Origin of the sequence: Microvirga sp. GCM10011540 (assembly GCF_042650665.1) — a bacterium.
Lineage (GTDB): Bacteria > Pseudomonadota > Alphaproteobacteria > Rhizobiales > Beijerinckiaceae > Microvirga > Microvirga lenta.
The window spans coordinates 23281-34635 of the sequence record NZ_JBHSBQ010000126.1; the positions used below are offsets into that span (position 1 = coordinate 23281).

13 protein-coding genes are annotated in these 11355 nt (G+C 61.7%); 8 read left to right on the forward strand and 5 right to left on the reverse strand.

What is annotated here, in order from left to right; all coding sequences use genetic code 11:
- Window positions 1-21: 21 nt before the first annotated feature.
- The 4 genes from ACFOYU_RS18495 to ACFOYU_RS18510 all read right to left on the reverse strand — a co-directional run bounded on the left by ACFOYU_RS18495 (window position 22) and on the right by ACFOYU_RS18510 (window position 3365).
- Window positions 22-324: a DUF1330 domain-containing protein gene (locus ACFOYU_RS18495; RefSeq protein WP_226742461.1), complete on the reverse strand. Its 303-nt coding sequence runs from the start codon at window positions 322-324 to the stop codon at window positions 22-24.
- Window positions 325-334: 10 nt separating this feature from the next.
- Window positions 335-1681, reverse strand: coding sequence for a TRAP transporter large permease (locus tag ACFOYU_RS18500; RefSeq protein WP_377034740.1), 1347 nt, complete (start codon window positions 1679-1681; stop codon window positions 335-337).
- Window positions 1682-1693: 12 nt separating this feature from the next.
- A complete protein-coding gene (locus tag ACFOYU_RS18505) occupies window positions 1694-2209 on the reverse strand; it encodes a TRAP transporter small permease (RefSeq protein ID WP_377034741.1) in 516 nt (171 codons plus the stop codon).
- A gap of 85 nt (window positions 2210-2294) precedes the next feature.
- Window positions 2295-3365 carry a C4-dicarboxylate TRAP transporter substrate-binding protein gene (locus tag ACFOYU_RS18510; protein WP_377034742.1) on the reverse strand — a complete coding sequence of 357 codons (1071 nt, stop codon included), beginning with the start codon at window positions 3363-3365 and terminating at the stop codon, window positions 2295-2297.
- Window positions 3366-3986: 621 nt separating this feature from the next.
- Here ACFOYU_RS18510 and ACFOYU_RS18515 point away from each other — a divergent pair.
- The 5 genes from ACFOYU_RS18515 to ACFOYU_RS18535 all read left to right on the forward strand — a co-directional run bounded on the left by ACFOYU_RS18515 (window position 3987) and on the right by ACFOYU_RS18535 (window position 8232).
- Entirely contained in the window at window positions 3987-4628 is a 642-nt protein-coding gene (locus ACFOYU_RS18515; RefSeq protein ID WP_226742465.1) for a GntR family transcriptional regulator, read from the forward strand.
- Window positions 4629-4647: 19 nt separating this feature from the next.
- A complete protein-coding gene (locus ACFOYU_RS18520; RefSeq protein ID WP_377034748.1) occupies window positions 4648-5622 on the forward strand; it encodes a quinone oxidoreductase family protein in 975 nt (324 codons plus the stop codon).
- A gap of 28 nt (window positions 5623-5650) precedes the next feature.
- Entirely contained in the window at window positions 5651-6070 is a 420-nt protein-coding gene (locus tag ACFOYU_RS18525; RefSeq protein WP_226742466.1) for a hypothetical protein, read from the forward strand.
- Between the two features lie 30 nt (window positions 6071-6100).
- On the forward strand, window positions 6101-7270 hold the full coding sequence (locus ACFOYU_RS18530; protein ID WP_226742467.1) for a zinc-binding dehydrogenase: 1170 nt from the start codon (window positions 6101-6103) through the stop codon (window positions 7268-7270).
- A gap of 71 nt (window positions 7271-7341) precedes the next feature.
- Entirely contained in the window at window positions 7342-8232 is an 891-nt protein-coding gene (locus tag ACFOYU_RS18535; RefSeq protein WP_226742468.1) for an NAD(P)-dependent oxidoreductase, read from the forward strand.
- Between the two features lie 215 nt (window positions 8233-8447).
- Here the strand turns inward: ACFOYU_RS18535 and ACFOYU_RS18540 are convergent, their stop codons facing one another.
- Window positions 8448-8636: a hypothetical protein gene (locus ACFOYU_RS18540; RefSeq protein ID WP_377034743.1), complete on the reverse strand. Its 189-nt coding sequence runs from the start codon at window positions 8634-8636 to the stop codon at window positions 8448-8450.
- A gap of 293 nt (window positions 8637-8929) precedes the next feature.
- Here ACFOYU_RS18540 and ACFOYU_RS18545 point away from each other — a divergent pair, with 293 nt between their 5' ends.
- The 3 genes from ACFOYU_RS18545 to ACFOYU_RS18555 all read left to right on the forward strand — a co-directional run bounded on the left by ACFOYU_RS18545 (window position 8930) and on the right by ACFOYU_RS18555 (window position 11207).
- On the forward strand, window positions 8930-9127 hold the full coding sequence (locus tag ACFOYU_RS18545) for a transposase (protein WP_377034744.1): 198 nt from the start codon (window positions 8930-8932) through the stop codon (window positions 9125-9127).
- A 79-nt stretch (window positions 9128-9206) separates the two neighbouring features.
- Complete coding sequence (gene tnpB / locus ACFOYU_RS18550) at window positions 9207-9551, forward strand: IS66 family insertion sequence element accessory protein TnpB (protein ID WP_377034745.1); 345 nt, start codon at window positions 9207-9209, stop codon at window positions 9549-9551.
- 75 nt (window positions 9552-9626) lie between these two features.
- Window positions 9627-11207 (forward strand): IS66 family transposase, encoded by a 1581-nt coding sequence (locus ACFOYU_RS18555; protein ID WP_377034746.1) that lies wholly within the window; start codon window positions 9627-9629, stop codon window positions 11205-11207.
- Window positions 11208-11355 lie beyond the last annotated feature (148 nt).

An 11355-nucleotide genomic window follows, 5' to 3' on the forward strand; every position in this document is an offset into this window, starting at 1 on the left:
ACGGTCAGTCGAGGATAAACATCATTTCGTGGCGTCGCCGCCCTCGACGATGATGAGCTCTACCTGGCCTGCACCGCTCTTCCTGAAGGCCGATGCCTCCTGGTACTCGGCCGAGCGGTGGCATTCTTCGGCTGCCGCCAGTGACGGAAACTCGATCACCACGAAGCGATGGAACGTGTCTGGTCCTTCGAGGATCTTGAAATCTCCACCTCGGGCAAGCACCTTGCCGCCATATTGCGAGATGATCCCTGGGACGCGGTCCGTGTACTTCTTGTACTCGACAGGATCGTTGATGCGCGAGCGCGCAACCCAGTAGGCAGGCATCGATGTCTCCTCAAACTCTTCCAAGGTTCGGAAGCCAGGTGGCGATTTGCGGGAAGATGATGATGGCGATGATGACGCCGATCAGGCAGACCCAGAACGGGGTCGAGCCGCGGAAGATCTCTCCGACTGAGACGTTCTCCTGAGGCAGGGCCGCCTTGACCGTGAAGACCAGGATCCCGAAGGGCGGCGTCAGCAGCCCGGTCTCGATGGCGAGAATGCCGATGATGGCAAAGGCCAGCGGATCGTAGCCGAGCCCCGCGGCGACCGGAGCGAAGACGGGCACCGTCAGAAGAATGATCGAGATCGAGTCGATGATGCAGCCGAGCACGAACCAGATCAGGATCATGATCCCCAAGATGGCGACAGCGGGCAGCCCGGTATCCAGCAAAGCCGACTGAACGGCGCCGGTGATGCCGGTCATCGACAGGACTCGGGAATAGAGCTGAGCCATGACGAGAAGGAGAAGAAGGGGGGCCGAGGATCGACCTGCCGACAGGACGACTTCGAAGACCTCCTTCATTCGCAATCCGCGGATCAGTGCGATGACGAGCGCGGCGACTGCGCCGACGCCGGCACCTTCCGTCGGCGTGAAGAAGCCGAACCAGATGCCTCCGAGAACACCGCAGACCAGGAAGACCACGAGCAGCGTTCCGAAAAGAGTGCCGCCGAGATCATCGTGCTTCATGTGATCCGCGGAAGGCATTGCACCGGGGGCAAGCGCCACCTTGCGTTCGCCGACGATGTCGGGACGGAGGATGGCGGTTCCAACGATGTAGGCGCTGTATGCGAGCACGACGACGATGCCCGGCACGACTCCTGCCATGAACAGGCTTCCGATCGACTGCTCGGTCAAGACACCCCACACGATCATGAGGACCGAGGGTGGAATCAACATTCCGAGGCACGCACTGCCGGCAATACAGGAGAGCGAGAACTGGCGCTGATAGCCGAAGCGCTTCATCTCGGGATAGGCAATACGCGAGAAAGTGGCCGCGGCTGCGATGCTGACGCCGGACACGAAGGCGAATACCGCGTTGGCCAGTACGGTGGCGACGCCGAGGCGACCCGGCAGCCACGTCGTCAGCCGGTTGACGAGGTTGAAGAGATCCCGCGCGGCCCCGGACCGGGCCAGGAATTCACCCATCAGGATGAACAGCGGAATGACCGCGAAGATGTAATCGCGAATTCCTTCATACGCCGTATTGGAGATGAAGCTGAGGACGACCTCCACATCACCCAGCATGAGGTAGATGCCCAGAGCGGAGGTGATGCCCAGCGCGACCGCAATATGGGTTCCGAACAGGACAAGCGTCAGCAGCACCGCGACGACAATGAACATCTGAGTAGCGTCGAACATCGGTCTATCCGTTCAATGTGAGGTGCCGGTGACAAGAGTCTCGTTGCGTCGGGCAGCGCTGACCTGGCGAGCAGCCAACAGAATGTAGGCAACAGCGGCCAGCCCGCTCCCTACGAGGACGGCGAGGCGGACCGGCCACATGGGGACCCGCAAGGCGCCCTCCCCCTCGTACTCACCGCTTTCGAAAGCATGGGAAAACCCGTCGATGCTGCCCCAGAAGATAATTCCGAAGAGTGCGATGCCCAGAATGCATGAGGCGATGCCGAGGGCTGCGCGGATGCGGACAGGCAGGTGCGCCGTAACGGCATCCACCTGCATCATGCCGCCGCTGAGGATCGCGTAGACCGCCTGCAGGTAGCAGATGATGACAATCGAGCTGGAGACGAGCTCAGGCGTTCCCTTGAGAGGGCTGTTGAACGCCACACGCCCTACGACATCCGCGACGACTACGAAAGAAAGCAGAAAGGCGAGAAGAGAAGCCAGGACGAGCAGGGCTTTGGAGATCCAGTCGAGACCTTTGCCAACCATCGAAACACCTGTGGGCCGAAATACGCGAAAGACGCCCGGGACGCGGTAGGCCTGCCCCGGGCGGTCGGAGTCTACGTCTCAGGCGTCACTTCACTTGGTAGCGAACCGGCCATTTATGCCCGAGCTTTTCCGCCTCCTCGAGGGCGAGCTCTAGAACCTGGGTGCCGGGAAGCCCTGCCTTGTCGAGCTCCGCAGCCTTTTCCTTCGGCCAATCCTTGAGAGAGTTCGCCCAATCGATGCGGACGTCGTCAGGGAGCGATTTCACCTTGGCCCCGAGCTCTTTCAGCTGCTCGATCTGCTTCGGGTAGTTCGCGTCGTTGACCGTACCTGTCTTGGCTTCGTATTCGCGAGCCACCTCGACGATGATGTCCTGAACCTCCTTCGGCAGGCGGTTGAAGCGGTTCCGGTTCATGGTGAGCGCGTGCCAGGTGATGGAGCCGAAGCCGATCTCCGTGTAGTACGGAGACACTTCATACATCTTGAAGTTCACGACGCCGGACGGGAACATGATCCAGCCGTTGTAAACGCCGGTCTGCATGGCCGTGTAGGCTTCAGGCAATGAAGACTGCACGGGAACGGCACCGGCGAATTCGAGCCATTTCAGGTTCAAGCCGGCGCCGGCCAGCTTCTGCCCCTTGAGATCGGCGACCTTGTTCCAATCGAATGTCGTGGTGAGGTTGTAGCCGTTGTCCGCAATGGCAGCGAGATGCTTCTGACCATACTTCTCTTCGAAGACCTTGGTCATGTAGGGCACCTTGTCATAGACAGCCCGTGCGAGCTTGACGCTCTTCTCGGCGCTCATGGTGCCGAAGGGAAGCATAACCTGGAATGCGTGCAGCGGCAGGTTCGACGGCTCGAAGCAGAGGCAGTAGCCACCGATGTCGATGATACCCGACTGAACGCCTTCGAGCGTGTCGGCCACCTTGACCATCGAGCCGCCATATCCCTCGATGAACTCGATCTTGTGGCTCGTGCGCTCGGCGACCCGCTTCGTAACCTCCGGGACGAAGAAGGTCTGCATCAGATTGACGTAGGTGTTGACGGCAGGGTGGCCCGACGCGATGCGCAACCGGATCGTCTCGGCTTCGGCGGATGTGCTGAACCCGATCGTGAGAGCCGCCAATGCGGCAGCTGAGAATTGGATGGCGCTTTTCATTTGACTTCGATCTCCTCCCAGAAATCGTACTTCGTTGGTGCTTGCAGGTACGGTTCGGCGACGGTTCGAAACTCCTCGTTTGGCGTAGCGAGGCATGGAGCCTGGATCGGCTCAGATACTCATCCCGACCTTCGCTTCATTCCTTCCATAAGGGAAGCCTAAGCGTACTCACGTGTCGTCAAGAAATAATCATTCTTGATCATTTTTATTATTTTTTCTGATGGCGGCAGGAGCGTAGTTGCTGCCGCATTATGGGTTTCGGTCGGTGCTCGGTTCAAAGGCCAAGGCATCTTCATTGGTGGAGGCTAGGAGGTGGCCGCGCGTGTCCAAACCAGCAGCAGGCGCGCGGAGCCGAAACGGGACGAAGCAAGGTGCTCTGTCGCGACGAAGGCATTCTCATGTCGCCTTGGCCTCCTTTGAGGAACCAAACTGATATTCCACCTGTTGCCTCTTCCATGTCAACACCCCACAATCGAGCTGGGATGCGCCGCAATAATTAGGCGGAATCGGCTTTGGGATTGACGCATGCGACGAATCTGAAATATCAGTTTGGAGAATTAGGCCGCTTGGGTATTTTCAGAGAAGGATAGCCCTGTGCTCGAAGGAGCAGACGAGACTCCCTTGCTCGTAAGGACCAGTGTTTACCAGAGGCTCCGCGCGGCGATCCTGTCATGCGCCCTCCGCCCGGGGGCACAGATCCAGGAGCGCCAGCTCGCCGAGCAGTATCAGGTCAGCAAATCCCCCATCCGCGATGCCCTGCTGAAACTCGAGGAGCAGAATCTCGTCGAGGTGATGCCGCGACGCGGCTACCGCGTGAAACGCATCTCCCTCACGGACGCACGCGAGCTCTACGAGATGCGACAGATCCTGGAGCGCGAGAGCATCGTTCGGTTGATCGAGGCAGCCTCGAACGAGACGCTTGCCGAGCTCGACACATTCCGCAGCCTGCCTCCCTCCGTCGGTCTTCCGGAGTGGATCGAGTACAACAGCGCCTTTCATGGCTTCATCGCTGCCAATTGCGGAAATTCGCGCCTGGGACGCGCCGGCTGCGAAGCCATCGAGCAGTATGAACGGCTGACCTATGTGAGCGTTACGAGCAGCAGCGAACTGAGTCTCGACGACTTCGTTGCGGAGCATGGCGCCATCATCGACGCAATCCAGAAGCGTGACAAGAGACAGGCCGTAGCCCTTGCGCGAGATCATATCGAGAGTTCGCGGCGGCGCGTGCTCGACACTCTCGAAAACCTATCCGTCATCGCCTGAAATCGGAGCTGAAAGAGTGATAGCCCACGCAATCCGTATGGACACCCAAGGCAGCGCTGACGTTCTCCAGCTCAAGGAAGTGGAGATCGGCTCTCCGGGTTCCGGACAGGTCCTCATTCGGCAAACGGCCTGCGGCTTGAACTTCCTCGACGTCTACCATCGCTCCGGGGCGTACCCCCTCCCCCTGCCCAGCGGATGCGGCAGCGAGGCGGCAGGCATCATCGAGGCCGTAGGACCCGACGTGACCGGCTTTCGCGAAGGAGACCGGGTCGCATATCAGGGTGGAGAGCCTGGTGCCTATGCGGACCGCCGCATTCTTACGACGGCACGACTCGTCAAGATTCCAGACGGCGTCCCCGACGAGTCGGCCGCGGCCGTTCTCCTGAAGGGAATGACGGTCGAGTATCTTCTCAACCGCTGCGTCAATCTCAGGTCGGGCGATTTCGCCCTCATGTATGCGGCAGCCGGCGGTGTCGGCCTTCTGGCCGGACAGTGGGCGAAGCATCTCGGGATCCGCCTGATCGGGGTCGCGGCCGGCCGGGAGAAATGCGAGCGTGCGCTGGCCAACGGCTACTTCGCCGTCATCGACCGCAACAGCGAGGACATCCTGGCGCGGGTGAAGGAGATGACCGGTGGAAGAGGCGTACCAGTCGTCTTCGACTCGGTGGGAAAAGCCACCTTCGACATCTCGATCGACTGTCTGGCGCCACGGGGCATCTTCGTCTCGTTCGGCGCGACGTCAGGTCCGCCCCCGCCAGTGGAAGCAAGCCTTCTTCAGAAGAAAGGCTCGCTCTATTTCACGCGCCCGACCCTGGTTCACTACGCCAGTTCTCCGGAGGATTACGCAGCCTCCGCAACGGCTGTTTTCGACCTGGTGGCGAAGGGTGTCCTCAAACCCGAGATCGGGCAGCGGTATCCCCTCTCAGAGGCTGCCAGGGCTCACCAGGATCTCGAGAGCGGCCGCACGAGCGGATCGAGCATCCTCATTCCCTGATTTCATCATGCTCCAGATGGAGAACGACATGTCGAATACCGAGAATCCCCGCTCCCATTGGCCCAAGGAACTCCAGGACGACATCGAAGCGAACCGCTTCAATGGCTGCGTCGGAAGCGTGCTGGTGTCCGAGACGGACCGCGTGCGCGTGTGGCACCTGCGCCTGCCGCCCGGCAAGCGCTGCGCCTTCCATCGGCATGTCCTCGATTATTTCTGGACATGTCACACCTATGGAACCGCTCGAGGCTATTTCGAGGACGGCCGCATCGTCGACGTGAAGCACTTTCCGGGCGACACAAAGCACATGAATTACGGCGCCGGGGAATATCTCCTGCACAGCGTTGAGAACATCGGCGACACGGAACTCCTCTTCACCACCGTGGAGTTCAAGCAGAGCGCCAACCAACCGCTGCCCGTGCCCGAAGGCATCCGCCTTCAGGCCGCCTGATCCACCTCTGTCCGATATTGGAAGCTGATCATGTATGCGCATCCTGGCGTGAAGACCGATCCGAGCCTGCCGGTTCCTGACACCATGAAGGCCTGGATCCTCGGTGATCCCAACGAACTCCGGCTCGTCGAAAAGAAGGTGCCGGTCCCGAAGAAGGCCGAGGTTCTGGTGCGGGTGGATGCGATTGCCATCTGCGCGACCGATCTCGACGTGATCAGCAGCGGCCCGCCGGCAATGATCCAGGGCGGCCAGCCCTTCAACAAGAACTTCACGCCCGGCCACGAGTATATGGGAACCGTTGCCGCCCTCGGGCCCGGGGTGGACGAGTTCGCGATCGGCGACCGGGTTACGGTAGAGATCCATGCCGGCTGCGGCCAATGCAAACGCTGCCGGATGGGCATGTACACCTCGTGCCTGAACTACGGCCTTAACTACGGGGACGTCGACAAGGGGCACAGGGCGAACGGCTTCACCTCCGATGGCGGCTTCGCCGAGTTCGCCGTGAACAACATCAACACGCTCATCAAGATTTCCGACGACATGAGCGACGAGGAAGCGACCTTGGTCGTCACCGCGGGCACATCCATGTATGGACTGACCGAACTCGGCGGCCTCGTCGCCGGCGAAAGCGTCGTGGTGATCGGCCCCGGCCCCATCGGTCTTCTCGGGGCCGCCGTGGCCAAAGCACTTGGTGCGTCGCCCGTCATCCTCACGGGCACTCGCGACAATCGCCTCAAGACCGGCCTCGAACTCGGCGCGGACCATGTGGTCAACGTTACCCGTGAGGACCCGGTCGAGGCCGTGCGGCGGCTCAATGGCGGCAAGGGCGTGGACTACGTGATCGAATGTTCGGGTGCCCCCAACGCCATCAACGAAGCGGGACGCATGCTCAATCGCGGCGGCAAGATGTGCCTGGCGGCCTTCCCGCATGATCCGGCCCTCATCGACGTGGCTCACCTCGTCCGCAACAACATCTACATCTACGGCATCCGAGGCGAAGGCCGCAGCGCAACGCACCGGGCACAGGCCTTCATGGCTGCCAAGCGGTTCGACGCAACGAAGATCCACACCCACACCTTCATGATGGAGGATCTGCCGACCGCGCTTCGCTACGCGCGCGACCGCGTGGAGGATGCCATCAAGGTCGTCGTGAAGATGCCTCGCCGGATGGCCGAACAGGATATCCGCGAAGCCAGCTGACCTTAAACCCACGATCCGTCGGCCACGGCCGAGCGGCCAGTGCCCCTATCATTGATATTGAGCGAGAGACGATGGCTGAGAACAAGGGCCAGGTCGGTGTCATCGGCCTTGGAACGATGGGCGGCGCAGTCGCCCGCAATCTGGCGGAACGTGGCTGGAGGGTGTTCGGCTACGACGTGAGCGAGCAAAGGATCCGCGAAGCGGAGGCTGCCGGGGTGCAGGTCATGGACAGCCCCACTGCGGTGGCTCGTCAGGCCGAGACGATTCTGACGAGCCTGCCCAGCCCAGCTGCGCTGCACAGCACCGTGGCCGAGCTTGCGAATGATGCGTCGAAGGGCCGGGTGATTGCCGAGTTGAGCACGCTGACGCTGGAGGACAAGAGTAAGGCTGAGGCTGCTCTACGGTCGGCAGGCCATGTGATGCTCGACTGCCCCTTGAGTGGGACCGGAGCCCAGGCCGCTACACGGGATCTGGTGGTCTATGCCAGCGGCGATGCCGAGCGGATCGCAGCGCTCCACGAGATCTTCATGGACTTCAGCCGCCTCGTGCACAATGTCGGGCCGTTCGGCAATGGCACGAAGATGAAATTCGTCGCGAACCTGCTGGTCGCCATCAACAATGTCGCGAGCGCGGAAGCGATGGTGCTCGGCATGAAGGCGGGTCTCCCCCCTCAGCAAATCATCGAGCTCGTTTCATCTGGAGCAGGAAACTCCCGCATCTTCGAATTGCGTGCCCCTCTAATGGCGGAACAGCGCTACGAGCCGGCGACCATGACTATCGGTCTTTGGCAGAAGGATATGCGAGTCATCGACGAATTCGCACGTCAACTCGGATGCCCTACTCCGCTTTTCACGGCGACGGAATCCGTCTATCGCGCCGCGCTGGCAAATGGACAGGAGACCCAGGATACGGCCTCCGTCTGCACTGTTCTGGAAGGGATGGCAGGCCTCAGACGGAATTGAGCATGGGCTGACACGCGGCGGCATAATGGAGAGATAGGCCCTGCGGGTGCCCCCGAGCCCCTGCACCTGTCGCGTGTGGCAAGTCATGCTGGCTTTGCATATCTGTTTTTGCGGCGCAGCAATTCAAATGCTGCGTCGCACCCCGTATAGAGCCTTCAAAAGTTCAGGTTCGGGGGCCTCACATGACAATGTCACTCTCAGTGCGTCATACCAATTCAGACGCTTCGTTTTTCGGTACGAGCAGGAAGCCTGGCTTGGTTACCAGGATTATTCGCGCGCTGCAGGCTCAGCAACTCCGCACGGCAGAACGCCGTGTTGCTCAATATGCCCATATCTCCACTGGCATCTGCCGGAAAACATAAGCGGCTGACTGTTCTGCCTCTTTGAAACGCCAGCGTTTTCACGACCGTCTTCTGTGTGCGGCGTCGGTTGTGGGCCCGGAGGAATACCGGGAGCTTTATGGAGCGGCGTCGGCGTGGTCGCGGCCGGTCGATGGTAAGCGGTAAGGTGACCACATCTGGCGCGGTATGACGGGATAGACGATCTTTCCTGACACAGAAGCAAGGAGCTTTCAGTGTCAGTTACTATGTCTGCGCCTATGCCTGATGATAGAAGTTTCCAAGTGCTGGAGGCTGTTCCCTGCCGCCTGGAGGTGAGCCCCGAGCGACCCCGCCGGAGCTGGTCGGCGCAGGCCAAGATGGCTTTGATCGAGGAGACCCTGAAGCCGGGCGCCAATGTCTCGGCCATCGCACGGCAGGCCGGAATTGCACCGGCACAATTGTTCGGCTGGCGCCGCAAGGCGATGCGGACGGGTGTCGTCCAAGGTGAGCCCAGGAGCAGCGGCTCGGATTCGTTGAAGTCACGCCGACATCCTCCGCGATGGTCGAGATCGTGATTGCCGACATGGTGGTTCGCGTTGGTGCGGATGTTGATCCTGATCATCTGATCCGGATCATTCGGGCGGTGCGGCAGGCATGATCCCGGCCGGCGTCAAGGTGTTCGTGGCCAGCCAGCCGGTTGATTTTAGGAAGGGTCCAGACGGCCTGCTGGCGCTGGTGCGCGAGGCCGGATCCGATCCCTTCAGCGGCGCTCTTTACGTCTTCCGCGCCAAGCGGGCGGATCGTGTCAAAATCGTCTGGTGGGACGGCACCGGCGTGGTCCTGTACAGCAAGCGCTTGGAGAAGGCGCACTTCTGCTGGCCGCGGATCGGTCAGCATCGGGTGCAACTCAACCATGCCCAGCTGCTCGCCCTGGTCGATGGCATGGACTGGAAGCGGGTGCACGCCGTGAGCGTCAGGGCCCCGCAATCAGTCGGGTAGTTGTCCCTGCGGCAAGATGAATCAGAGCCATGGATCCGCTTCGGCAGGTGGTCCCACCATGCTCTGATGGGCGCAATGACGGCCCATGATTCCGCCCTTCCCGATGATGTCGATGCGCTCAAGGCGATGGTGCGGGCTATGGCCGAGAAGACCGCGCTTCTGGAACAGCGCAACGCCCATCTCGAGCAGGTGAACCAAGGCGCCGAGGAGCGGATCGCGCGGCTGATGGCGATTGTGAAGGTGCTCGAGCGGGCGCGCTACGGCACCCGATCCGAGCGGCTCGGCAAGGATCGGCTGAGCGACGATCAGTATGCCCTTGCGCTCGACGAGATCGAGACCGGTGTGGCGGCCCTCGAGGCCGAGAGAGACAAGGCGACAGGACACTCGACCAAGCGGCCACCGCGCCCACGCAAGGGCTTCGCGGCGCATCTCGAACGGGTCGAGGTGGTGATCGAGCCGGACGATCCGGCGGGCTGCGAAGGATTGGAGCGGATCCGGCTTGGCGAGGACGTCTGCGAGCGGCTGGATGTGACGCCGGCCAAGTTCCGGGTGATCGTCACGCGCCGGCCCAAATACGTCTACAAGGGCCACGAGGGCGTCATCCAGGCCCCGGCTCCTGCTCGGATCATCGCAAGCGGCATCCCCACCGAGGCACTGCTGGCCCAGATTGCGGTGGCGAAATACGCCGATGGCCTGCCGCTGTACCGCCAGGAAGCGATCTATGCCCGCGACCAGGTGGTGATCGAGCGCTCGCAGATGGCGCAGTGGATGGGCAAGGTCGGGTTCGAGCTCGAGCCCCTGGCCGCGTATGCCCTGGCGCGGATCAAACAGGGCGAGCGGATCTTTGCCGACGAGACCACCCTGCCGACCCTGGCACCCGGGGCAGGCAAGGCCAAGACCGCTTACCTCTGGGCCTACGTGCGCGATGATCGGCCGTTTGGCGGCAGTGATCCGCCGATCGTGGTCTACCGCTTTGAGGACAGTCGGGCCGGCGAGTGCGTGGCGCGCCATCTGGAGGGCTATCGCGGCATCCTGCAGGTTGACGGCTACACGGCCTATCACCGGCTCGCCCGGTCTGAGGGTGCCAATGAAGGTGTGCAACTGGCCGCCTGCTGGTCGCACGTGCGAAGGAAATTCTATGAGTTGCACGTCTCGGATGCCTCCATGGTGGCCGGGCAGACGCTGGAGCAGATGGCGGCGCTCTGGGCTGTGGAGGACAGCGTTCGTGGCCAGGATGCGGGAACAAGAAGGCTGGTTCGCGAAGAGCAATCCGCGGCTGTCGTGAGCACGCTGTTCAAGCTGTGGGAAAAGGAACTGCCCAAGCTGTCGCGCAAGTCGAAGCTGGCCGAGGCGATCCGCTATGCTCTGACGAGGCGTGCCTCTCTGGAGCGGTTCTTGTTGGACGGACGCGTGGAGTTGGATTCCAATACGGTCGAGCGCGCCATCCGGCCTCAGACGATCACACGCAAGAACTCGCTCTTCGCCGGCTCTGATGGCGGCGGGCGCACATGGGCGGCGATTGCCAGCCTTCTGGCAACGGCCAAAATGAACAACGTCGATCCGCACGCCTGGTTGACACAGACCCTCGAGCGCATCGCCAACGGATGGCCCAACCGCGAGATCGAGGCCCTCATGCCGTGGAACTATCGCCCCTGAACGGCATCAGCTGCCCGCTTACGGTCGATGCCGGGGCGGTTCGGGTCGACCTGGGCTGGTACCGCAAGCTGTCGGCGTGATCGCCAGCCTTTGGCGTGAGCCGGGCCGCGTGCGGCCTTTGTCCCTGCTGCGAACAGCAAAAAGCCCT

What these genes read in the sequence shown, in the direction of transcription:
- ACFOYU_RS18530 (WP_226742467.1), top strand. Translation starts at nt 6,101, where the DNA reads ATGTATGCGCATCCTGGCGTGAAGACCGATCCGAGCCTGCCGGTTCCT.
- ACFOYU_RS18535 (WP_226742468.1), top strand. Translation starts at nt 7,342, where the DNA reads ATGGCTGAGAACAAGGGCCAGGTCGGTGTCATCGGCCTTGGAACGATG.
- ACFOYU_RS18500 (WP_377034740.1), bottom strand. Translation starts at nt 1,681, where the DNA reads ATGTTCGACGCTACTCAGATGTTCATTGTCGTCGCGGTGCTGCTGACG.
- ACFOYU_RS18510 (WP_377034742.1), bottom strand. Translation starts at nt 3,365, where the DNA reads ATGAAAAGCGCCATCCAATTCTCAGCTGCCGCATTGGCGGCTCTCACG.
- ACFOYU_RS18495 (WP_226742461.1), bottom strand. Translation starts at nt 324, where the DNA reads ATGCCTGCCTACTGGGTTGCGCGCTCGCGCATCAACGATCCTGTCGAG.
- ACFOYU_RS18525 (WP_226742466.1), top strand. Translation starts at nt 5,651, where the DNA reads ATGTCGAATACCGAGAATCCCCGCTCCCATTGGCCCAAGGAACTCCAG.
- ACFOYU_RS18555 (WP_377034746.1), top strand. Translation starts at nt 9,627, where the DNA reads ATGACGGCCCATGATTCCGCCCTTCCCGATGATGTCGATGCGCTCAAG.
- tnpB (WP_377034745.1), top strand. Translation starts at nt 9,207, where the DNA reads ATGATCCCGGCCGGCGTCAAGGTGTTCGTGGCCAGCCAGCCGGTTGAT.
- ACFOYU_RS18545 (WP_377034744.1), top strand. Translation starts at nt 8,930, where the DNA reads ATGGCTTTGATCGAGGAGACCCTGAAGCCGGGCGCCAATGTCTCGGCC.
- ACFOYU_RS18505 (WP_377034741.1), bottom strand. Translation starts at nt 2,209, where the DNA reads ATGGTTGGCAAAGGTCTCGACTGGATCTCCAAAGCCCTGCTCGTCCTG.